The following is a 21291-nucleotide window of genomic DNA, read 5'->3' as shown; positions in this document are numbered from 1 at the left end:
AGTCTTTTTTCGTTTAAAAGATGCTTAGACTTTGGGCGGCTTTTGCGAAATCCACAGTTTGATATGGCCTTTTACCACCACCACATTGTCTTTATCGTAGGCGGTTACCGGCACCAGTAAATCCCCTTCCTGCCAATCTTCGGGCCTGACTTCGGCCACGCAGCGGATATCGCTGCCCGCCTTGGCGGTGTAATCCAGGCTCATGCCCTTGGGGATCCAGCGCAGATGCGGCGGGATTGAGGCTTCGGCCATCACGCCCATCGCCATTTCCAGACCGTTGCAGATGGCAATCACGTGCACGGTTTTAATGTGGTTATGCACCGCGTGGCGCTTCTTGATAAGGCATTCGCAGTGGTTGGGTTTAAGCTCGGTGATGAGTGGTTTGATGGTGCCAAAGTAGGGCGCCATCCGCGCCACCATTTTGGAAAAGATGATTCTGCCAAAGGGATAGGGTATCAACTTTTGATAAAGCGCCATCACCTTGTTGGGTTTGCCTGTCATGGTTTGCTTCCTGTGCTTTATAGTCGGCCGGAGTTGTGATGGATAAGATTGCAACTGGTCTGGCCTGTTTGTTTGCTGGCAGTGTAACACGCCGTTAACCAACGACAAGCGCAAGATGATGCAAAGTTCATTTTCAGGAAAGGGTGGGCAGACATATAATCGCGCCACACAAGCGGCGCTGTCGCCGGCAGAATTGAAATCTTGCTAGAGGGATGTTGTGAATTACTTTTTGACGTATCTGAAGGGACTGGCCATGGGGGCTGCCGATGTGGTGCCGGGTGTATCCGGTGGCACCATCGCGTTTATCACAGGGATCCTCGATAAGCTGCTCGACAGTGTGCGGGCGATTAATCCGGGGTTAATCAAAACCATCCGTCACGAAGGCGCCAAAGCGGCGTGGGAAAAAATCAACGGCACCTTTCTGGTGTGTCTGCTTGGCGGCATACTTACCAGCATTTTCAGCCTCGCCAAGCTGATTTCCTATTTACTTACCCATCATCCTATTCCGGTGTGGTCCTTCTTCTTTGGCCTGATTTTGGTGTCGGTGTGGCATATGCTGCGTCAGGTTAAAGGCTTTGGCGCAGGCCGGATTGCCCTCTTTGCCCTTGGCACCTTTGTGGCATGGGGTATTACCGTGCTGTCACCAACCGAAATTCCCGCCACCTATTTCAACGTGTTCTGGGGCGGCGCGCTGGCCATTTGCGCCATGCTGCTGCCGGGCATTTCCGGCAGCTTTATTCTGCTGCTGCTCGGGCTTTATCCTGCGGTGCTCGCGGCCGCTAAAGGGCTGCAGCTGGATATTCTTGCCTGCTTTGCCTTAGGCGCACTTTGCGGCATTTTGTGTTTCAGTCATGTACTGTCGCTGCTGCTGCGTAAGTTCCATGATGCGACTATCTTCTTCCTCACCGGCTTGATGCTCGGCACCCTTGGCAAAATCTGGCCCTGGAAAGAAACCCTGAGTTGGCGCACCAACTCCCACGGCGAGCAGGTGCCTGTGGATCAGCAAAACTTGAGCCCCTGGGCGTTTGAGCAAATCAGCGGTCAGCCATCTGAGCTGATGCTCGCGATTGCCTGTGCGTTGTTCGGCATAGGCTTGGTGCTGGTGATTGAAAAGCTGGGCGCCGCTAAGCCGAACCATTGATGGCCTCGAGCGTTAACGCAAAAGCCCGCCAATGCGGGCTTTTTTGTGCCCCAGCGGCGGGCAGCCGTTTGCAGCGCCTTAACTGAATAACCAGTATTCGGTGGGATTGTCGGGGCAAACCAGCGGCCCGCACTCGGCGAAGGTAGACAGAAGATTGAGCAAAATCACCACGAACACCACGGCTACCGAAAACTTCAAAAACGGCGACTGCTCGGCGAATGTGCTGCTCACATCATGTTGATATTGCTCGCCAAAGGACATGATGATGGCGCTGCCGAATATGATGATGCCAAACACGATAAAGGCCCAGGTGTAGAAGTGATAGCCAAAAAAGGCGTCGCCATAAAATGGGGTGCCCGGGATCACGTGCAGTGCCACCTGCCTGAGGGCAATAGCACCGCCGATTAGGGCGCCGATTATCATCATGGCATAGTGTTTTGGATGCGGCCCGAATACCACGTTGGCACACAGGCCCATTAACACCGCCACAAAGCCGATTCGCTGCAACAGGCACAGCGGGCAGGGCAGGTCGCCATCGACAAATTGGGAGTAAAAGGCAAACAGCAGCACCAGGGATACTGCGAGCGCGCCGAGGGCGTTGAGGTGACGGGATAAGGTTTCTGACATGATCTCCCCCTTATAGCAAGATTGGCAGCGGATCGGTGGCGTGGAAGCTGAACCAATACAGGGTCGCCACGCAGCTGACAGCAAACATCACATAAGCGGGTTTGCGTTTATTCTTGATGATCAGCAGGCATGTTATGAGGAATAACAGGAAGATGAGGGACATCATAATGAGCGCTCTCTCGTTGAAAACTGAGCGCTTATTCTAGTTAGCGACCGGCAGAAATCTGTTCAGCCATTCTGTTGAATCTTCAAAAGATCAAACGTTTATCTGGCATTAAAACAAAGGCGTACGCTTCGTAAACTGCGTGCTTTTTGGTGCAGGCACGGGCAAAACAGTCACTAAACCAAAGGTTAGCCTAACTCAATTTGCAAAAAAGCCCGCATCAGCGGGCTTTTGCGTTGAGGGTCAGTCTCTGACTACACCAATACCTGACTCAGCACCCGCTGCCAGTTGCCGCCGATGATTTTATCTGTGTCGCTGGCGCTGAATCCCGCTCCTTTGAGGGCATCGTGGATGCGCGACATGCGCTCGATGTGATTAAGCTCGGGGATGACCACATGCTGCGGCTCATGGTCAAAGCCGAGCACTTTTTTGGCGCGCAGGCTGTGCCACCACTCAAGGTACTCTTTTACCCCTTCAGCGTTATCGTTATTGAGTTTGAGCAGGTTTTCCTGGCCGCGCAGCGGATAATCGTTGGCAATGGCGACAGCATCGATGCCGCCTATGTTGGCCACATGTTTAAGCTGGGCAAGATAATGGGCCGTGGTGGGCTTTGGGTCGTTGGTGAGCCAGAAGCTCATCATAAACACCCCGAACACGCCGCCGTTATCGGCGATGGCGCGGATAACGCTGTCGGGCGAGCAGCGGGCGTGATTGACGATGGCGCGTACGGCGCCGTGGCTTTGAACCACGGGCATGCGGGAGGCGCTAATGGCATCCAGCGCGGTTTGCTCGGACGAGTGGCTTAAGTCGAGCAGAATGCCGCTGTCATTAAGTTTATCCACCAAGGCGTAACCCTTTGGCGTAAGGGGTAAATCCTGGCCGCCACGGTTGTTGTAGTCGAGGGCGCCGCCGGCAAAACTGTTGCCGTAGTGGTGGGTCAGCTGCAGCACCCTAAGGCCGTGCTGATAAAACTCATCCACCTGGGAGAGGCGCTCTTCGACGCAGTCGGCGCCCTGAATTTGAAAAAACACTGCGGTGCGGCCCTGCTTGTGGGCTAGCTCAATATCGGCGCCGCGCAGGCCCTGCATCAGCAAGCTGGGGTTGTCTTTTACCGTTTGCGCCGCCTCGGTGATGGACTTCATGCAGGCGTTGTAGGTGCGTTTGTAATTGACAGTGCCGTCTTCCTGCTTCACTTCTTCGATGGCGGAAATGTCACACAAAAAGGCACTGAGTCTGGATGCCTTCAGGTCGCTTAAATCGCTTGGCAAAAATGACAGACCATCGATATACAGCGGCAAGCCTTTAGCCTTGGCGGCCTGGGTTTTGGCGAGGCTTGTCAGCGGCAGTCCCGCCAGCAAAGCCCCGGCGCCCATGGCTTTTATCAGCGCGCGCTTGTGGATGTCTGTCATGTTTACTCCTTAAACAGTCAGTGAGGGTCCTGTGTTGCAAAGGCTTTGATGGCCTGCGCCAGGGCGTAAAGGCCATTGGTACGGGACGGACTGAGCTGGCCTTCAAGCCCTATGCTACGAAAATACGCTTCAATATCAAAGGTGCAAATATGTTCTGTGGTTTGCCCTGAGAGTTGCCCAAGCAGCAGGGCAATCAGACCATTAACAATACGGGCATCGGATGCGGCAATAAAGTAGTGGCGCTTGTTATCATCTGCGCCAAGGCTGTGATGATAAAGCCAGGCGGCGCTTTCGCAGCCGCGCACCCTGGCTGCGTCCTGTTGCCACTGGTCCGGCAGCGGCATCAGCGCCTTGCCGCCCAGCATCAGGGCGCGGTATTTTTCCTGCCAGTTGGGCGCGCTTTCAACCTGCATACCGAGCGCACGCAGGGCATCCTGACTGGCGCTGTGGCGCGCGGCAAAGTCGCTCGCCTGTGGCTGACTTTCGGGCTTGATGTCAGACATGCTGTCCTCTGAAATGGATGAATTGGGGTGAATATAAGCGGCGGGGTTAGTCATCCAGCCCCAGCAGCTCGGCGCAGTCTTTAAGCGCGGCAACAAAACGGTCGATGTCGTCCTTGCTGGTATAAAGCCCGATGGAGGCGCGGCAGCAGCCTTTAATCCCTATCAGTGCCATCAGCGGCATGGCGCAGTGGTGGCCGCAGCGCACCGCAATGCCGTATTTATCGAGCAGTATGCCCACGTCCTGATGATGCTCATCGGCAAGGTTAAAGGCCACGGCGCCGCTGTTTTCCGGCGGTAGCCTTGTGTCACCGGCGCTGCCATAGAGCTTGACCGCCGGGATGGCGGCAAGGCCTTGGGTGAGGCAGCGCATCAGCTCCTCTTCATGCTGCTTAAGCGCATCGCGGTCGATGGCATTCAGAAAGTCGATGGCGGCGCCAAGGCCAATCACTGACACAATTGGCGGCGTGCCTGCTTCGAGGCGGTTTGGCAGCTCGCCAAAGCTGCTGCCATCAAAACTCACGCTTTTTATCATCTCGCCGCCGGTGAGCAGCGGCGTGAGGGTATCGAGCACGTCATAGCGGCCAAAGAGTATGCCGACGCCGTCGGGGCCATACATTTTATGGCCGGAGAACACGTAAAAATCACATTCTATATCAGCCACATCCACTTGCCGGTGCGCCACTGCCTGAGCGCCATCCACCAGGGTAAGTGCACCCTTGGCGCGGGCCTTGGCACAAAGGCGCTTAACGTCATTCACTGTGCCAAGCACGTTGGAGATGTGGCTGAGTGCCACCAGCTTTACGTTTTCAGTTAACAGCCCATCGAAGGCGGCTTCATCGAGACGAAGATCGGCGCTTAAGGGGATAGGTACAACTCTTGCGCCGCTGCGTTTGGCAAGCTCCTGCCAGGGCACCAGATTGGCGTGGTGGGCGGCGCTGTCGACAAGAATGATGTCGCCCGGGCCAAATTGCGCCGTTAAGCCATGGGCAACCAGATTGATGGCCTCTGTGGTGCCGTGGGTGAAAATCACCTCTTCACGGCGCGATGCCCTGATAAAGGCCTGCACTTTGGCGCGCACGGCCTCGTAACTTGCGGTGGCGCGGGCCGACAGTGTGTGGGCGGCGCGGTGCACGTTGGCATTGTCGGTCGCTAAAAACTGCGTCATAGCATCGAGCACCTGCCGCGGCTTTTGGCTGGTGGCAGCGGTGTCGAGATATACCAGCGGATAGTCACCTATCTGTTGGTCAAGGGCGGGAAACTGGGCGCGAAGGCTGGAAATATCCATCAAAAACTGTCACTGCAAGCAAGTTAAGGCCAAAAAGGAGCCAGAAAAAAGCACTGCTGCGATCTTTAAGGATTTGCGCGGCCATTGCAAGGCCGCGCTGGGGTTGAGGCTATATTTGCTTGCGCTGCTTTTCAACGCATCAGGGGCAGGGCAGGCGGTAGACTTCACCAAGGGCGTTGATGCGCGATAAGAGTTCATCGGGCAGACGCACATCCAGGCTGTCGATATTCTCTTTGAGCTGCTCAAGGTTGGTGGCGCCTATGATGTTGCTGCCAACGAAGCTGCGGCTGTTTACAAAGGCGAGTGCCATCTGCGCCGGGCTCAGGCCAAACTCCACGGCGAGTTTGACATAGGCGTCGGTGGCGGCCTTGGCGGTATCGCTGCCGGTGTAACGTGCAAAGCGTTTAAACAGAGTCAGGCGCGCCTTTTCCGGCCAGTTGCCATTTTGGTACTTGCCGGTCAGGGTGCCAAACGCCAGTGGCGAGTAGGCCAGCAGCGGCAGCTCTTCTCTGTGGCTGATTTCACTCATGCCCACTTCAAAACTGCGATTGAGCAGGTTGTAAGGATTCTGCACCGACACTATGCGCGGCAGGCCGTGTTTGTCTGCCAGGTGCAGGTATTTCATGATCCCCCAGGGCGTTTCGTTCGACACGCCGATGTAGCGGATTTTGCCAAGGCGGATAAGCTCAGCCAGTGCCTCGAGGGTTTCGATAATCGGTGTCTGATGCTCCGCGTCATCGCGCTTGTACATCAGCTCGCCGAAGAAGTTGGTGTTGCGGTCGGGCCAATGCAGCTGATACAGGTCGATGGTGTCTACGCCTAAACGGGTAAGCGAGGCATCCACCGCCTGATGGATATTATTCCAGTCGAGCGCCATCTTGGGGCGGATAAAATCGCCTTTGCCGCCGTGGGCGCAAATCTTGGTGGCGATGATGAGATCATCGCGGTTGCCGCGCGCTTTTAAGTAGTTGCCGAGGATCTGCTCGGTCATCCCCTGGGTTTCGGGGCGCGGCGGCACCGGATACATCTCGGCGGCATCGATAAAGTTGATGCCACGGCCGATGGCGTAGTCGAGCTGCTCAAAGGCTTCGGCCTGGGTATTTTGTTCGCCCCAGGTCATGGTGCCAAGGCACAGGGTACTGACTTCAAGGCTGGAGTGGGGCAGGCGACGATATTCCATGAAAAAATCCTTTAGTGGCCCAATGAGTTGAAGCTATCAAGTTTGCCCCTGATTGCAAGCCGGGCCGGATACACGGCCTGCCGACAGGGTAAAAAAGCGCCAGCTGCGCCGGCGCCTGGTTGTTTACTGCTGCTGTGATGCAGGTGATACGGGCGATACGCTCAGGCCGGATCATCGGCTGCGCTTTCGCTCTTGCGCCACAGGCGCTTTCGCGCTTGAACCTGTTCCTTGGGCGCAGCCGCCGGATTCTGGCGCTGGGCTCTGGCGCAGAATTCAGGCATAGGGTTCAGATGCTTGAGTCGTTCTGGCTCAGGCGTTTGAGCATGGGCATTTCACAGGCGTCGTGGCCGGTGGCGCCGCGCGGTGCGGTAAGATGCTCAAATCCAAGGGATTCGTACAGTTTTACCGCCTCAATCAGCACAGCAGTGGTTTCAAGGTAGCATTCGCGGTAACCCGCCTCACGGGCAAAGGCGAGCGCGTGGTTGGCAAGACGGCGGGCAAGCCCCTTGCCGCGAATGGCGGGCAAAAAGTACATCTTTTGCAGCTCGCAAACCCCGGGCTCGCTGGCAAGTGGCGCAATGCCGCCGCCGCCAAGCACCTGGCCCTTGTCACAAATCACCCAGTACCGGGCGCCGGGAATGCTGTACACCTCGCTTAAGCAGTCGAGGGTTTTGTCGGCAACGCCATAGCCTTTGTCCGGTGTCAGGCCATATTCCGCCGACACAGTGCGGATAACGGCGGCGATGGCGGCATCGTCGGCCTCGGTGATGGTGCGGATTTCAATGCCTTCCTGCGCCTTTGACTGAATAATGGCGCGCTGAAAACGTCCGAGCGCCAGCGCAATCTGGCTGCTTTCTTCTTCAGACAGCTGGGCCAGCACCTGCTGGAAATAACAATCCTGCTGCTCATCGAGTTTGGCCAGCATGGCGCGGCCCTTGGCGGTGAGGCTGGCCTGCAGGCTGCGGCTGTCGCGATGATTGACCTTGGTCTCGGCGAGCTTTTTTTCCACCAGATGGCTGACGGCCCGGCTGGCATTGGACTTGTCGATATTGAGCAGTAACGCCAGTTGCTTGATGGACAGGCTTTGCTGCCCAAGCTCCAGCAGGGCGTGGGCCTGTACCGGACTTAAGGGCAACGCGCCGCAGGCACCGGAAAGCATACCGAGCTGGCGCACCAATTGGCGCGACAGCTGACGGATCTCCCGCGCCATCGATTGCGGCGCGCGGGATTGGGCTTGGCTGTGATTGTTATCCATGGCTTAGATGACTTAATCGTGAATGCTGTTCGTTGCGAATTACAACTAAACTAACAGTTTTTTAACCTATAGCAAGCGTCGATGTAGCCCACAGATGCCCGACCAGATTTCAGGCCTGATACAGCTCTGTGTGCAGCAGCGGCGCCATGGCCAGGATCAGCGCCTGACGGTAGCTGCTTTCGCGGCTTTCGGCATTGCGGGTAAGCAGCGCGATGGCGCCGCCCGCCTGCTTGATATTGGTGGTGTGAAACAACCGGTCCATCACATGGCCAAGCTCTTCGCCGGCCTCTAGTGCGGCAAACACCTGCTCCGGCAGCGGCAGCTGGCTGCTGCGTCCGACCGACATTCCGCCGCCCTGACGTATGATGACCACGTAGGCGAAGGTGGCCGGGCCATCTTCAAAACGGTCCACGCCGCCTTCCATCGCCACATAAAACAGCGCGCCGCCCATGGCTTCGCATGCTTTGGCGCGGTTGATGGCGCCAAGTCGGGTATCGGCGGCAGTCATCGGCTGGTCCGGTACACCGGATGGCACGGCAACGCCTTTGCAATCCACCGCAGCATGGGGAAACAGGGCCGAAATAGCGTGCCTCGCGGCGGCAATCTTGACCGGATTGGTCGAGCCGACCAACACGGGAATGTACTCTTGTGTCATGGCGTAAAATATTTTTTTCGTTATGGACGTTTATTTGAATGGCTGTTTAAATGGTCCGAGGTGTTTTTGCTCGGATTTTGGTGCCATTGTCGCTTCGATGGGCCAAGGTAGCAATAACAGCCGGGATACAACAACAGGTTCGCCCGTCCGGTGATGCCGTACGGAAATGATGTCGGGTGAAGGTTGTTGAAGGAAAGGGATCCATAAGAGAACCATAATAATGACATTCAACAAACTCGTGCTTGCATTGGGGCTTGGCGGCAGCATGCTGCTGACAGGTTGTAACGACAGCGACTCAACTGATACCACACCTCCGCCACCGGGATCGGGCCTGGTGGCCTTCGCGCCGGACGGCAAACTCTCAGTCAATATCCGCCGCACCTCTTATGGTGTGCCGCACATCAAGGCCGATAACCTGGAAAGCCTGGGCTACGGTAACGGCTATGTGCAGGCGGAAGATAACCTCTGTATCCTTGCCGACGGCTTTATTAAGGCCAACAGCCAGCGCTCTTTGTATTTTGGTCCCCACGCCAGCCTGGACTTTACCACCGGCATGCCGACCTCGGAAGACAATGGCAACCTTATCAGTGACTTTGCTTACAAAGCATTGAAAATTCGCGCTCAGGCCGAAGCCAAGTGGCCAAGTTTCAGCGACAATTCCCGCGCGCTTATTTCAGGCTTTGTGGCGGGCTATAACCAGTATCTGGCCGATCTCGACGCGGGCAAGGTGCAGGGCGAGCCCTTCTGTGCCGGTCAGCCCTGGGTGAAGCCGATTGTCGCCGAAGATGTGGTGACCTACCTCTTCTCTATCGCGCTGTTGCCGGGGGCTGCCAATTTCCTCGACCTGATTTTTTACGCAAACCCGGGCGATGCTACCGAGTATTTGCCGCGCATCATTGGCCCTGCGCCTGCCGGCGTGGCGGCAGTGGCCGGACTGCCAGCAAGCAAGGATAACGTCTCTGCCAAAGGCTTTGTCGATGATGTGAACCAGCGGCTGATTGCCCGCGCCGCGCGTATTCAAACCCCGGAAACCAACCCAAGAGACTTAGGCTCCAACGGCTGGGGCCTTGGGAAAGACAAGACCGAAAATGGCCGCGGCATGGTGCTTGGTAACCCGCACTTTCCGCATACCGGCAATTTGCGCTTCTGGCAGTCACACGCCACTATCCCCGGCCAGCTGGACGTGATGGGAGGCTCGCTGGTGGGTATGCCCGGGCCAATCAACATCGGCTTCAACGAAAACCTCGCCTGGACCCATACTTTCTCCACCGCCGAGCACTTTATCGTGTATCAGCTTGAACTTAAGTCCGGCGACCGGATGCAGTACCTGCTGGATGGCGCAGTCAAAGACATCAAAAAAGACACAGTGCAGGTGCTGGTCAATGCCGGGCCTGCGGGCATTCTGGTGGCCGAAAAGGATGTTTACACCACTGAAAAAGGGGTGATGATTGAAGCACCTGCCAACCTCGCGCCGTTTGGCTGGGATGATGGCGGCGCCTTTATGCTGCAGGACGCCAACATGGCCAACATGGACCCCATCGACCACTGGCTGGCGATGAACCTTGCCAAAAACAAGGACGAGTTCCAGCAGGCGTTTAAAGATTACGACGGGGTGATTTTCAACAACACCATGTACGCCGATAAAGAGGGCAATGCCTTTTATATCGACGACTCGACCGTGCCCGGACTGTCGGATGCGGCGGTGATGCTGCTGCGTACCGAAAAAGCCATTATCGATGCCCGCGCCAAGGCAGGTTTTACCATACTGCCCGGCAATACCTCGATGTTTGCCTTCGATGGCCCCATGCCCTACAACCGCGCGCCCAAACTTGAGCGCAGCGACTTTGTGCAAAACTCCAATAACTCGTTCTGGTCGACCAACCTAAGTGAGCCGCTGGAGTTTTACTCGCCCATGTATGGCCCTGAGCGCGGTAAGCAGTCGCTGCGTACCCGCATGGCGCTGAAGATGATGAGCGACGCAGGTGGCAGCGATGGCAAGTTTAACCTCGATGAACTCGAGGGCGCGGCGCTTGGTAACCGCAGCTACCTTGCCGAAATGGTGCTTGACGATTTGCTGACCCAGTGCGCGGCCCAGGGCTCAACCCCGGTGGTGGTTGCCGAAGGTGTGTCCAAGGACATCAGCGCGGCCTGTGATGCGCTGTCACGCTGGAATGGCAAGCAGGATAACGACAGCGTAGGCGGGGCGCTCCTTCGCGAATTTGCCCACAACTTCAAAGACACTATGCTGACCGTGCCTTTTGACTACACCGCCGCCGCTACCACACCAAGCGGTCTTGCCACCGATGGCAGTGCGTTGAAGGCGCTGGCACTGGCGGCGATTAACCTCGAAAAGGCTGGATTTGCGGTGGATGCGCCCCTTGGCAGCGTGCAGTTTGTGGAGCGCTCATTGCCAAACGGGCTGCCAAGTGGTCAGCGCATTCCCTGGCCCGGTACCCACAATGCCGAAGGTGGCTTTAACGTGTTTTCGACCAGCATGAGCGGTGATGACACGCTTATTCCGCAGCACAGCTATCCTGCTGCCGTTGATGCCGTCAGCGGCAAGGTGCTGCCTTCCGGCCTTACCGCCAAGGGCTATCAAATCCGCTACGGCTCAAGCTGGATGATGGCGGTGAGCTTTACCGACACCGGCGTGGATGCGCGGGGGATTTTGACCTACTCGCAAACCAGTAACATTCTGCGGCCTGAGTTTGCCGACCAAGCCCTGCTCTATGCCACTGAGAAGCGCTTCCGTCCGTTTCGTTTCACCGAGGCGGACATTGCCGCCGATGTGCAGCAAACGCTGGATTTGACCGGCACCAGTGTCGCTAAACCTTAATCCACGCTTGCTTTACAGCGCCAATGTGCAAAAACCGGCCCCAGTGGCCGGTTTTTTATTGCCGTGTCGACTTTGTTTAAGCTGCTTCATCAGAGTGAGTGAGGCTACCGGAGCGGGGTAAATGTGTTATTCGGGTTGCCCGTGGTTAATGCTGGGTTAAGGTTTGGCAACCTAACTGAAAACAAATTACGTGATATGCGGGATCAGGATCGCAATATCAGCAATTGATGAAATTAAATTACGTAATTTGACCGCAGATCAAGGGTTGGTACTTGCCTTTTGGCTATGCTTGCGCCGAATTTGAGTCGCGACTCATACCCCCATGATTACCGCACTTACGGTGCCAAGGTTGAGCCTATGTCCAACGAAGCCATCCCCAGTCAAACCATCGAGGCCAGCGCGTCTGTCGCCGCCCCTGCAACCCATTCCATGAAGTGGAGCGCCCAGGACACCACCTGGATGCTGAGCCTGTTTGGCACAGCCGTTGGCGCCGGCATTCTGTTTTTGCCCATCAATGCCGGTATGGGCGGTTTTTGGCCTCTGGTGGTGATGGCGCTTTTGATTGGCCCCATGACGTATCTGGCGCACCGCGGCCTGTCGCGCTTTGTGTGCTCATCGTCCATTGCCGGCAGCGACATCACTCAGGTGGTGGAAGAGCATTTCGGCAAGGGCGCTGGTAAGGCGATTACCGTACTGTATTTCTTTGCGATTTATCCGATTGTGCTGATTTATGGCGTCGGCATTACCAACGTGGTCGACAGTTTTATTGTCAATCAGCTGGGGATGGAATCGCTGCCGCGCTGGCTGCTGTCGGGCGTGCTTATCCTTGGCATGATGTCGGTGATGGTGTCGGGCGAGAAGATGATGCTCAAAGTGACCCAGTTTCTGGTGTACCCGCTGGTGGCCATCTTAGCCTTTATGTCGCTGTATCTGATGCCAAACTGGAACCTTGCTGCCGTTACCGAAGTGCCGAGCGCCGGTGAGTTTCTCGGCACCATCTGGCTGACGATTCCGGTGCTGATTTTTGCCTTTAACCACTCGCCTGCCATCAGTCAGTTTGCGGTGTCACTCAAGCGTGAACACGGTGCCAATGCGTCGCGCAAGGCCGACATTATCCTTCGCAATACCGCCATGATGCTGGTGGGATTTGTGATGCTGTTTGTGTTCTCCTGCGTGCTGTCGCTGACCCCGGCGCAACTGGCAGAGGCCAAGAGCCAGAACCTGCCAATCCTGTCGTATCTTGCCAACGTGTTTGACAGCGGTTTTGTCAGCTACTTTGGTCCCTTTATCGCCTTTGTGGCCATTGTGTCGTCCTTCTTTGGCCACTATATGGGTGCCAGCGAAGGTATGCGCGGCCTTATCGTGCGCCAGCTTGAAGGGCAGGGCAAGGCGGTGAATGAAGCCAAAATCAATCGTTTCATTCTGGCCTTTATGTTCCTGACCATCTGGGCGGTTGCCGTTATCAACCCCAGCATCCTTGGCATGATTGAAGCCCTCGGTGGTCCCATCATCGCCGCCATCCTGTATTTGATGCCTATGTATGCCGTGTACCGCGTGCCTGCGCTCAAGGCTTACCGTGGCCGCATCAGCAATATCTTCGTGATAATTGCCGGTGTTCTGTCGATGACTGCCATCCTCTACGGTCTGGCAGCCTGAGTTGGTTGAGAGGCGGCGCGATGCGCCGCTTTTGCGTTTCGGAGTCTTAGATGTTCAGTACCTTTGATATTTACAAAATCGGCATAGGCCCTTCGAGCTCCCACACGGTCGGGCCGATGAAGGCCGCACGTGGGTTTATCGATACCCTTGAAAAGCTTGAGCTTGTTGGTCGGGTTGATAGCCTGCGGGCCGATGTGTATGGCTCACTGTCGCTTACGGGCCGCGGCCATCATACCGACAGCGCTATTTTGCTTGGGCTGATGGGCAACAGCCCTGAAACTGTGGATATTGATGCGATACCGGCGGCCATTGCGGCGGTGAATGAGACTGAAACCCTGTGGCTTGCCTGTGGCCGCCCGGTGCATTTTGGTCGCGATGCCATGGTGTTTCATCCCCATGCGCTGCCAAAGCATGAAAATGCCATGACCCTGAGCGCCTTTGGCGGCGGGGCGCTGTTGCACTCGGTCACCTACTACTCAGTGGGTGGCGGCTTTGTGGTGGAAGAGGCGGATTTTGGCAAGACAGATGCCGCTGTTGCCGAGGTGCCGTTTCCGTTTGAGAATGCCGAGCAGCTGATTGCCCTGTGCCGCAGCCGCGGCGTGTGTATCTCAACGCTGATGCTGGCCAACGAAAAGGCGCTGCACTGCGAAGAGTCGCTCTATCGCGGCTTTCGTGAGATTTGGCTGACCATGAAACAGGCGATTGAGCGCGGCTGCCACACCGAAGGGATTTTGGCCGGGCCGCTCAGGGTGCCGCGCCGGGCGCCGGCGCTCTTAAAGCAGCTTGAAAGCAGCGGCCGCATCAGTGCTGACCCCATGGAAATTGTCGACTGGGTAAACCTTTTCGCCCTGGCGGTGAGCGAAGAAAACGCCGCAGGCGGCCGGGTGGTGACAGCACCAACCAACGGTGCGGCGGGGATTATTCCGGCGGTGATGGCGTATTTTGACAAGTTTATTCAGCCACTTGGCCAGAAAGAATACAGCCGCTTTTTGCTGGCATCGGCGGCCATCGGCGGTTTGTACAAGCGCAATGCGTCCATCTCCGGCGCCGAAGTGGGCTGTCAGGGCGAAGTGGGCGTTGCCTGCTCTATGGCGGCGGCGGGGCTTGCTGAGCTGATGGGCGCAAGCCCGGCGCAGGTGTGCATGGCGGCCGAAATTGCCATGGAGCACAACCTCGGGCTCACCTGTGACCCGGTTGCCGGTCAGGTGCAGGTACCCTGTATCGAGCGTAATGCCATTGCTGCCGTGAAAGCGGTGAATGCGGCGCGAATGGCGCTGCGGCGCACCTCGGACCCGCGTGTGAGCCTGGATAAGGTCATAGCCACCATGTACGAGACCGGCAAGGATATGCACGCCAAGTACCGTGAAACCAGCCTCGGCGGCCTTGCCATCAAGGTCACCAGCATTTGCGATTAAACTGAAAAGGGCCATCAATGATGGCCTTTTTTACATCCTAAATGCGTTATTTATCAGTGCTATCGCACTTTTCACTTATCAGCTTTTGGGCTTTTCTTCGTACATCAGGTAGTAGCTTTTTTCCATGCCGAGCGCCTCGTAGGTGCGCTGGGCATTGCTGTTTTCCTGCTCCACATACAGACGGAAGCTCGCAGCGCCGCCGGTAGCGGCGGCCAGGTCTTTCACGGCCTGATACAGGCGGGTGTAGATGCCTTTACGTCTGTGCTCGGGGCGAATGTACACACTTTGGATCCAGTAATAATCTTTGGCGCGCCAGTCGCTCCACTCATAAGTGACCATCAGCGAGCCGGCAATTTCGCCATCAATGTCGGCCACCAGATAAAACCCCTTGGCGGGGTTGTCCAGCAGGGTGGATACGCCCCTGGTGAGGGTGGCGGTATCTAGCTGCAGCCCTTCGGTTTCGAGTGCCATGGCTTGGTTGAAGTTGACTATATCGACCAAATCGGCGCCGGTTGCCTTGCGTATGTTCATCAAACAGTCCTGTTATTGTTATTGGCCGGATAATCTAGCATGGCCTTGGCGATGATGCAGCCGGGCACGAGTGTCGGGCGGCTGCGCTGTGAGTTGGTGGTGCAAAATACTGCGTTTGAGGTATTCGACCAAAGTCGAATATGACTACACTTATCCCATCACCTTGTTGATTGCCACGGGTAGGGGAAGTCGATGATGAAACGTATCCATGCTGTGCGTCCCAAGTTTTTTTTGCCTTCATATCAATCACCTGAAACAGCTATCAGTGAAGAATCGGCAGGGATTTGCCACCCGCTGCATTTTTGCCTGACCCTGGCAAGCTTTGGGCTGTGGGGGCTGGTGTGGTGGTATCTCATTTTGCGTCAGCAAGGGCAACAGGCGAATTTTCTGGCCGGTTTCGATGATGACTACTGGAGCTATCTGATTGAGCGCGAGCAGCCGCCGGCAGCCTTGTATCCGCAAAAGTTCAGCGCCGAGCAGCGGGACATTTTTGAGGCCTGAGCTGTGACGGCGGCGTATCTTGTGAGGCCGATCGCCATGGTGAATATCGGCAAATGTTAACATAACGCGCCGACACTGATTGTCGGGGCGCCGGGACGGACCTTAGCGCGAAATTCTGTCGGTCAGCTAAGGTTTGTTATGTCATCCAAATCCTCTTCTTTCGGCCTGTGGCGGCGCTGGTGTGCTGTGCCGCTGTGGCTGCAAATTCTTACCGGTATGTTGCTGGGTATTGCCACAGGCGCGCTGCTCGGGCCTGACGCCACTCTGCTTAAGCCCATCGGCACCCTGTTTGTAAATACCATCAAGATGCTGATTGTGCCCTTGGTATTCTGCTCGCTGATTGTGGGGGTGACCTCGATGCAGGACACCGCCAGAATGGGGCGCATCGGCTTTAAATCCTTTGTGTTTTACCTCGGCACCACGGCGTTTGCTATTTCCCTTGGCTTGCTGGTGGGTTCGGTTATCCAGCCCGGAGCCGGGCTTAGCCTCGAAGGCCATGATTTGACGGCTGAAGTGAAAGCGGCGCCGTCGGTGATGGAAACCCTGATTAATATCGTCCCCACCAACCCGGTGGCGGCGCTCGCCAATGGCCAAATTTTGCAGGTGATTGTATTTGCGGTGGCGCTGGGCGTGGCGCTGGTGCTGATTGGCGACCACGGCAAGCCAGCTATCAGGGTGTTTGAGAGTCTGGCCGAGGCCATGTACAAACTCACGGATATGGTGATGAAACTTGCGCCCTACGGCGTGTTTGGCCTGATGGCCTGGGTCGCAGGTGAGTATGGCATGGACATGCTGCTGCCGCTTATCAAGGTGATATTGGCGGTGTACCTTGGCTGCGCCTTGCATGTGCTTGGGTTTTATTCGCTGATTTTAAAGCTTTTTGCGGGGCTGAGTCCGCTGCAGTTTTTCAAGGGGATCAGCAACGCCATGGCGGTTGCCTTTACCACCTCGAGCAGTGCCGGCACCTTGCCCGCGAGCATGAAATGCGCCAGCGAGTATCTTGGGGTAAATAAAAAGATTTCCAGTTTTGTGCTGCCACTTGGCACCACCATCAACATGGATGGCACGGCGCTGTATCAGGGCGTGACGGCGCTTTTTGTCGCCCAGGCCTTCGGCATCGATTTAACCTGGGTTGATTACCTCACCATAGTGCTCACTGCGACGCTGGCGTCCATTGGTACTGCCGGTGTGCCGGGTGCCGGGTTGGTGATGCTGACCCTGGTGCTGACCACCGTTGGGCTGCCGCTGGAAGGGGTCGCCATTATTGCCGGTATCGACAGGGTGCTCGATATGGCGCGCACCGTGGTGAACGTGTCGGGCGATTTGGTGGCAACCACTGTGATTGCCCGCTCGGAAGGTGAAATCGATGTCGAGCATTACAATGCCGACATGGAAACCAGCGCCAGAATGGCGAGTGAGCAGGATAGTCAGTGTTAAAAGCAAGCCCCGCACGCGGGGCTTTGTGATGGCGTTTTTGGTTTGCTGGCGCCTGACTCAGAAGGGCTTGATTAAATGAAGCCCTGCTGGGATTCGCCTTATGGGCTCAGAGGCGGCTTAAGATCATGATGGTGTTGCCATCAGCGTCCAAAAACAGCAGCTTACCCTGCTGCTCTTTGGCCGCTTTGACCTTGGGCATGGCATCGACTACCCGGGCTTCCTGATCCATCAGCGCATCGACACAGGCTTTGCGGGTCGCGCCTGAGGGCGTCAGAGAAAGGTTTGCACCGTCCTGAGTGAAGCTGCCAAAAAAGTTGTTGCAGCTATTGTTGCCGGTCAATTTGCCATCGGCTTCAAACACCAGCTTTGCCGGGCTGTAGTCAATGACCGGACGGTCGTATACCTGTTCTATGTGCCAACTGCCCAACAGTTCCATTGTGGCGTCTCCCATCTGCGCTGTGCTCTGACAACCTGCTGCTAACCAGGCCAGTGATGCTGCTAAGGTGATTTTCTTGATCATGCTGCGTTCCATACATTACTGTGGCGGCACTTTCGCCATTCTTGGGGCGATTATGTGGTGGAATCGATGAAAAGTGTAATGAAATTTCTGAAAATCCTGCACTGGATCGGCGTAGCCATGGTGCTGGCGGCGGCAGGCTTGTATTGGGGCTCAGAGGCAGCCCTTGAAGTTAAGGGCATGCTGCTGATTTCGGTGTTGGGTGGCCTTGGGCTGGTGTTGATGTCGCCCTATCCTGTGGTGCTGGTGATTGAGTGGGCGAGGCGTCAGTCCGGCGACTGAGGCTTGCTGCGCCGTGCCCGTGAGGTTTTGGCTGGCTTTTGCTGTGTGGATGCCTCAGCGCTGTTTTTACCGCTGCCGTGAGTGGTTTTGCTGGTTCTGCCGATTTTGGCAGCTTTTGTGCTGGCCCCATTGGCAGACGCATTGGCAGACGCATTGGCAGACGCAGAGGTAGCAGCTGCCGCTTTGCTGCTGCCCCGCTTGGCGCGGCCTTTGGGTTTTGCGCCTTCCATTTCAGCGACTTTTTCGCAGACAGCGTCGCTCGTTGCATCCTGAGTGTCGCTCACAGCTTCGACGTTCAGTATGGTAAAGACTGGCTCATCTGTGCCTGTATCAATGCTTTCGGCATCACCGCTTTCGGCCTCAGTGCTGGCTACTGACACTGCCCCGGCAGTGAACACTGGTTCTGCCGCTTCGCCGGTTTCGGCAGGGCTTGGCTGTGAGTCTGATGATTGACTGTCTGTCGTGGCCGCAGCGCCAACTGCGCTTTGCTCTGTATCCTCAGTGAATGCCAGCGCTTGCGTATCGTCTGGGGTGGCGGCCTCGTTTGCCTTGGACAGTTGAGATGCTGCTACCTTTTCTTCTTCTACCGTTTCTTCTTCTGCCTTTTCTTCGTCAGAAGCTAAAGTCTCTGCCAGCTTGTCGGTTTTTTGCTGCTCAAGGGGTTCGTTGCTGCCGTGCGCGGCATTGGCGCTGCTCTCTTCACTTGGTTTGGGGTAAAGGCGGGCGCGGGTTTGTTCAAGTTCAGTCTGCGCATCTGCCAGCATGGGGCCGAGCTCAAGGTGGGAGTCTGGGGTGAAAAAACTGTGTCCGGTCAAGACCCGCTGATCTTCGAGTTTTCTGACAAATTGCTTGCGAAGCCTGCTCACCAGCGAGTCGAGATTGGCCTGGCTGTCGACAAAGGCCAGCAGCACAATCTGGTTGCCAAGCCGCGCCGCAAGATCTGCCTCGCGCAGGTTGTCGTACACCACCTGGGACAGAGCTTTGAGTTTATCTTCAGCAAGGCTGCCTTCAAACTGAGTGCCATTTTCCATCACGACCAGCCCGGCGTGCGAGCCGAGTCTGCGGCTTAAATTCAGCTGCCTTGGTGCCATCAGGTTAAAGCCGTGGCTGTTAAGCATCTGGGTGGTTTCATCCTGCAGCGACATCTGCTCGATTTGTCTGGCCTGACGATAGACCTTAAGCTCGCTTTGGATAAGTTCAAGCATGGGGCCGGCCAGCATTTGACAGGATTCTAGGTTGGGCGGCTGGGCGTCGCACACCAGCAGTGCCGCGCCGAATTGAATGCCGCCCGGCCAATACAGCGGAAATTCAATGAGTCCATACTGCCACAGGCCATCGGTTGGTAAACCGGGGGTTCGCAGGCGTGAACGCAGGCTGTCGATGTTATCGACAGAGCCTTTCACCAGCCCCACGTTTTTTGTTTGGCGCAGGGTTAAAATGCACGCCTCGCCGCCCTGGTATTGAACCAAGGCAGCAGCGCTGGCTTTAAACAGCTGACCCAGCAATTGGGTGATGTGCTGCCAACGGGTTTCATCTATGGCTGGATGTGATTCTTGCAGCAGCCATTCGGCGTGTGGACTCTGGGACATGGTTGTTTACACAATGTAATTTTTGTTATTGCATCATAACTTAGCTACAGAATGCTAAAAAAGCCAGTCTGACGAACACAGTGTTTCCCTGCTCAGATGAGTTCGCCTGCGCTTACTCAGCCTTGGCCTCTTGTTTGGCTTTTTGGCTTGCCTGCCAGCTTTTGAGGTTCTCTTTGGCAAGTGTGAGCATAGGGCCCAGTTTGGTGCTGGTGTCGGGGGTGAAAAAGCGGTAACTGAAATCGAGTTTCAGCATTGGGTCCTGTGACTGCAGCTGCTTTTGCACCCGCTGTACTATGTGGCTTAAATCCCGCTCGTTATCCAAAAAGGCGAGCACCACAAACAGGGTGTCGCTGTAATGGGCGGCGATATCGGCGGTGCGTATGGTGTGCTGCACTATGTTGCCAAGCAGGCGGTGATGTTTTTCGGTAAGCGATGGGTCGCCTGTGCCTGCGTTTTCGAGCTCAAAAAAAATGAGGCCGGCGTGGGCACCAAAGCGCCTTCCAAGGTTTAGCTGCCTTGGCGCCATCATAATAAAACCATAGTGATTGAGCATGCCGGTCTCGCGGTCGCGCATCGACAGGGATTCAACTCTGTGGCTTTGGCAAAGGAGCGCCAAATCCTGCTGCAGCAGAATTTGAAAGGGCTCCAGCATCAAACTGTTAATGCTCTGGTTTTCGACCTTGTGGTGCGAAAGGACGCACAGGCAACCAAAAATTGAGCCATCAGGCCAGAGGATTGGCCGGGCGAGCAGGCCGACACAGCTATCAAAATCGCTTGGCAGTTCACCGGCTTGGTACTTCGACAGGTCAATCGACACCCCGTCCGGCATGGCGTTTACCAAATCCAAAAACAGGGGGACGTCACGATCGAACCCTTGTCCGGAGGTAAAGTGCGGCACGGCGGCGATGGCGCTTACCAGAATTTCATAGCCGTGACTGATTTTTTGCACTACAAACACATAGTCGGCTTCGTAATAGCGCTTTATCAGCTCGCATTGGTGCATCCAGCGTACCAGATTGATTTGCGGCGTGTCGGATTCCAGCAGACTGACATGTGGATTGATGGATTCGGGCAGCATAAGCGGCAGCGGTCTCTTGATATTCAGTTAGCTAAAGTGTGGTTGCTATTGGGGATTACCGCAAATTTCCAATGGTTTTCAATCAGCATCTCTTTGGGCGCGTGTCGGGTATAATCGGCTTTATTTAGTGGATAAGGCAGGAACGCGGCGTGATCAGGCAGGCAACAATCGACGATATAGAAGCGCTGGTAGCTCTTGAGCGCAGGCATGGCCGGGATGAACTCAATCGTGACGAGCGCCTGCTGGAGGCGCAGCTGTTTGGCCGGGACGAATTCAGGCAGCTGATTGAGAAAGAAATCTTACTGGTTGCGGCGGTGGATGGGCAGATAGTTGCGTATGCCATGGCTGCCTCGGAGCGCTTTTTTGGGAAGCAGGGATTTTACGGCCGGTTTTTCAGTCGCGCTTTGCGCTGCGGTCCTGATGCTGGGCGAAAAATCCAAAAGCTTGGCTGTTATGGGCCTGTGTGGGTTGCTCCTGCTTTTCGTGGCAAGGGAATATTCACGCCGCTTACTGCAGCCCTGTTTGATGCGTGCCGTGCGCGGTTCGATACTCTGGCAACCTTTATTGCCGAAGAAAATGAGCACTCGCTTAACGTGCATGTAAAAGCCGCAGGCATGCAAGTGGTGGATTTTTTTGAGGATGAAGGCCGCGGATTTTATTTGTTATTAAAGTAGTACTTACGGCTGGTGTGATTTTGATCTGAGCGCCTGTTTAGGTTAAGGTTAAGTTA

General features: G+C 56.0%; 21 protein-coding genes. 8 read left to right on the top strand and 13 right to left on the bottom strand.

Going from position 1 to position 21291, the window contains the following annotated elements; genetic code table 11:
* Positions 1-24: 24 nt before the first annotated feature.
* Positions 25-501 (bottom strand): hotdog fold domain-containing protein, encoded by a 477-nt coding sequence (locus tag KJI95_RS03550; RefSeq protein ID WP_214505772.1) that lies wholly within the window; start codon positions 499-501, stop codon positions 25-27.
* A gap of 217 nt (positions 502-718) precedes the next feature.
* Between KJI95_RS03550 and KJI95_RS03545 the strand changes: the two genes are divergently transcribed.
* The gene (locus KJI95_RS03545) at positions 719-1642 is read left to right on the top strand and encodes a polyprenyl-phosphate transporter (protein WP_214505771.1); all 924 of its coding nucleotides are present in this window, start codon (positions 719-721) and stop codon (positions 1640-1642) included.
* Positions 1643-1720: 78 nt separating this feature from the next.
* On the opposite strand, the gene KJI95_RS03540 is transcribed toward KJI95_RS03545, so the two are convergent.
* The 8 genes from KJI95_RS03540 to yjjX all read right to left on the bottom strand — a co-directional run bounded on the left by KJI95_RS03540 (position 1721) and on the right by yjjX (position 8719).
* A complete protein-coding gene (locus KJI95_RS03540) occupies positions 1721-2269 on the bottom strand; it encodes a disulfide bond formation protein B (RefSeq protein ID WP_214505770.1) in 549 nt (182 codons plus the stop codon).
* Positions 2270-2279: 10 nt separating this feature from the next.
* Positions 2280-2432, bottom strand: a complete 153-nt coding sequence (locus KJI95_RS19430; protein WP_250885628.1) for a DUF5993 family protein — start codon at positions 2430-2432, stop codon at positions 2280-2282.
* Positions 2433-2686: 254 nt separating this feature from the next.
* Positions 2687-3841, bottom strand: coding sequence for a membrane dipeptidase (locus KJI95_RS03535; RefSeq protein WP_214505769.1), 1155 nt, complete (start codon positions 3839-3841; stop codon positions 2687-2689).
* A gap of 17 nt (positions 3842-3858) precedes the next feature.
* Positions 3859-4344 carry a SufE family protein gene (locus tag KJI95_RS03530; protein ID WP_214505768.1) on the bottom strand — a complete coding sequence of 162 codons (486 nt, stop codon included), beginning with the start codon at positions 4342-4344 and terminating at the stop codon, positions 3859-3861.
* Between the two features lie 46 nt (positions 4345-4390).
* The gene (locus tag KJI95_RS03525; protein ID WP_214505767.1) at positions 4391-5629 is read right to left on the bottom strand and encodes an aminotransferase class V-fold PLP-dependent enzyme; all 1239 of its coding nucleotides are present in this window, start codon (positions 5627-5629) and stop codon (positions 4391-4393) included.
* A 139-nt stretch (positions 5630-5768) separates the two neighbouring features.
* Positions 5769-6809, bottom strand: coding sequence for an NADP(H)-dependent aldo-keto reductase (locus KJI95_RS03520; protein ID WP_214505766.1), 1041 nt, complete (start codon positions 6807-6809; stop codon positions 5769-5771).
* 286 nt (positions 6810-7095) lie between these two features.
* Complete coding sequence (locus KJI95_RS03515; protein ID WP_214505765.1) at positions 7096-8064, bottom strand: bifunctional helix-turn-helix transcriptional regulator/GNAT family N-acetyltransferase; 969 nt, start codon at positions 8062-8064, stop codon at positions 7096-7098.
* 109 nt (positions 8065-8173) lie between these two features.
* On the bottom strand, positions 8174-8719 hold the full coding sequence (gene yjjX, locus KJI95_RS03510; RefSeq protein WP_214505764.1) for an inosine/xanthosine triphosphatase: 546 nt from the start codon (positions 8717-8719) through the stop codon (positions 8174-8176).
* 220 nt (positions 8720-8939) lie between these two features.
* On the opposite strand from yjjX, the gene KJI95_RS03505 reads away from it, so the two are divergent.
* From KJI95_RS03505 to KJI95_RS03495, 3 genes are all read left to right on the top strand, one after another.
* A complete protein-coding gene (locus KJI95_RS03505; RefSeq protein WP_214505763.1) occupies positions 8940-11555 on the top strand; it encodes an acylase in 2616 nt (871 codons plus the stop codon).
* A gap of 429 nt (positions 11556-11984) precedes the next feature.
* Entirely contained in the window at positions 11985-13211 is a 1227-nt protein-coding gene (locus KJI95_RS03500) for a serine/threonine transporter (protein ID WP_250885626.1), read from the top strand.
* 50 nt (positions 13212-13261) lie between these two features.
* A complete protein-coding gene (locus tag KJI95_RS03495) occupies positions 13262-14626 on the top strand; it encodes an L-serine ammonia-lyase (protein ID WP_214505762.1) in 1365 nt (454 codons plus the stop codon).
* Positions 14627-14704: 78 nt separating this feature from the next.
* On the opposite strand, the gene KJI95_RS03490 is transcribed toward KJI95_RS03495, so the two are convergent.
* Positions 14705-15157: a GNAT family N-acetyltransferase gene (locus tag KJI95_RS03490; RefSeq protein ID WP_214505761.1), complete on the bottom strand. Its 453-nt coding sequence runs from the start codon at positions 15155-15157 to the stop codon at positions 14705-14707.
* A 192-nt stretch (positions 15158-15349) separates the two neighbouring features.
* Between KJI95_RS03490 and KJI95_RS03485 the strand changes: the two genes are divergently transcribed.
* Entirely contained in the window at positions 15350-15658 is a 309-nt protein-coding gene (locus KJI95_RS03485) for a hypothetical protein (protein ID WP_214505760.1), read from the top strand.
* 138 nt (positions 15659-15796) lie between these two features.
* The gene (locus KJI95_RS03480) at positions 15797-17095 is read left to right on the top strand and encodes a dicarboxylate/amino acid:cation symporter (protein WP_214505759.1); all 1299 of its coding nucleotides are present in this window, start codon (positions 15797-15799) and stop codon (positions 17093-17095) included.
* A gap of 106 nt (positions 17096-17201) precedes the next feature.
* Here the strand turns inward: KJI95_RS03480 and KJI95_RS03475 are convergent, their stop codons facing one another.
* On the bottom strand, positions 17202-17531 hold the full coding sequence (locus tag KJI95_RS03475) for an META domain-containing protein (protein ID WP_250885558.1): 330 nt from the start codon (positions 17529-17531) through the stop codon (positions 17202-17204).
* Positions 17532-17669: 138 nt separating this feature from the next.
* Between KJI95_RS03475 and KJI95_RS03470 the strand changes: the two genes are divergently transcribed.
* Positions 17670-17894, top strand: coding sequence for a hypothetical protein (locus KJI95_RS03470; RefSeq protein WP_214505757.1), 225 nt, complete (start codon positions 17670-17672; stop codon positions 17892-17894).
* Here KJI95_RS03470 and KJI95_RS03465 read toward each other — a convergent pair.
* Positions 17879-19483: a GGDEF domain-containing protein gene (locus tag KJI95_RS03465; RefSeq protein ID WP_214505756.1), complete on the bottom strand. Its 1605-nt coding sequence runs from the start codon at positions 19481-19483 to the stop codon at positions 17879-17881. The genes KJI95_RS03470 and KJI95_RS03465 overlap by 16 nt on opposite strands.
* 112 nt (positions 19484-19595) lie before the next feature.
* Entirely contained in the window at positions 19596-20561 is a 966-nt protein-coding gene (locus KJI95_RS03460; protein ID WP_214505755.1) for a nucleotidyl cyclase domain-containing protein, read from the bottom strand.
* Between the two features lie 149 nt (positions 20562-20710).
* Between KJI95_RS03460 and KJI95_RS03455 the strand changes: the two genes are divergently transcribed.
* A complete protein-coding gene (locus KJI95_RS03455; RefSeq protein ID WP_214505754.1) occupies positions 20711-21235 on the top strand; it encodes a GNAT family N-acetyltransferase in 525 nt (174 codons plus the stop codon).
* Positions 21236-21291 lie beyond the last annotated feature (56 nt).

Source organism: Shewanella jiangmenensis (genome assembly GCF_018596335.1).
Taxonomy (GTDB): domain Bacteria; phylum Pseudomonadota; class Gammaproteobacteria; order Enterobacterales; family Shewanellaceae; genus Shewanella; species Shewanella jiangmenensis.
Note: the sequence above shows the minus strand (reverse complement) of the source record. Positions and strands in the feature narration are given on the sequence as shown.

Coding starts and splice junctions, on each gene's coding strand:
- yjjX (WP_214505764.1), bottom strand. CDS start 8,719: ATGACACAAGAGTACATTCCCGTGTTGGTCGGCTCGACCAATCCGGTC.
- KJI95_RS03500 (WP_250885626.1), top strand. CDS start 11,985: ATGAAGTGGAGCGCCCAGGACACCACCTGGATGCTGAGCCTGTTTGGC.
- KJI95_RS03475 (WP_250885558.1), bottom strand. CDS start 17,531: ATGGAACTGTTGGGCAGTTGGCACATAGAACAGGTATACGACCGTCCG.
- KJI95_RS03515 (WP_214505765.1), bottom strand. CDS start 8,064: ATGGATAACAATCACAGCCAAGCCCAATCCCGCGCGCCGCAATCGATG.
- KJI95_RS03550 (WP_214505772.1), bottom strand. CDS start 501: ATGACAGGCAAACCCAACAAGGTGATGGCGCTTTATCAAAAGTTGATA.
- KJI95_RS03535 (WP_214505769.1), bottom strand. CDS start 3,841: ATGACAGACATCCACAAGCGCGCGCTGATAAAAGCCATGGGCGCCGGG.
- KJI95_RS03490 (WP_214505761.1), bottom strand. CDS start 15,157: ATGAACATACGCAAGGCAACCGGCGCCGATTTGGTCGATATAGTCAAC.
- KJI95_RS03460 (WP_214505755.1), bottom strand. CDS start 20,561: ATGCTGCCCGAATCCATCAATCCACATGTCAGTCTGCTGGAATCCGAC.
- KJI95_RS03480 (WP_214505759.1), top strand. CDS start 15,797: ATGTCATCCAAATCCTCTTCTTTCGGCCTGTGGCGGCGCTGGTGTGCT.
- KJI95_RS03520 (WP_214505766.1), bottom strand. CDS start 6,809: ATGGAATATCGTCGCCTGCCCCACTCCAGCCTTGAAGTCAGTACCCTG.
- KJI95_RS03495 (WP_214505762.1), top strand. CDS start 13,262: ATGTTCAGTACCTTTGATATTTACAAAATCGGCATAGGCCCTTCGAGC.
- KJI95_RS19430 (WP_250885628.1), bottom strand. CDS start 2,432: ATGTCCCTCATCTTCCTGTTATTCCTCATAACATGCCTGCTGATCATC.
- KJI95_RS03465 (WP_214505756.1), bottom strand. CDS start 19,483: ATGTCCCAGAGTCCACACGCCGAATGGCTGCTGCAAGAATCACATCCA.
- KJI95_RS03530 (WP_214505768.1), bottom strand. CDS start 4,344: ATGTCTGACATCAAGCCCGAAAGTCAGCCACAGGCGAGCGACTTTGCC.
- KJI95_RS03505 (WP_214505763.1), top strand. CDS start 8,940: ATGACATTCAACAAACTCGTGCTTGCATTGGGGCTTGGCGGCAGCATG.
- KJI95_RS03525 (WP_214505767.1), bottom strand. CDS start 5,629: ATGGATATTTCCAGCCTTCGCGCCCAGTTTCCCGCCCTTGACCAACAG.
- KJI95_RS03485 (WP_214505760.1), top strand. CDS start 15,350: ATGATGAAACGTATCCATGCTGTGCGTCCCAAGTTTTTTTTGCCTTCA.
- KJI95_RS03540 (WP_214505770.1), bottom strand. CDS start 2,269: ATGTCAGAAACCTTATCCCGTCACCTCAACGCCCTCGGCGCGCTCGCA.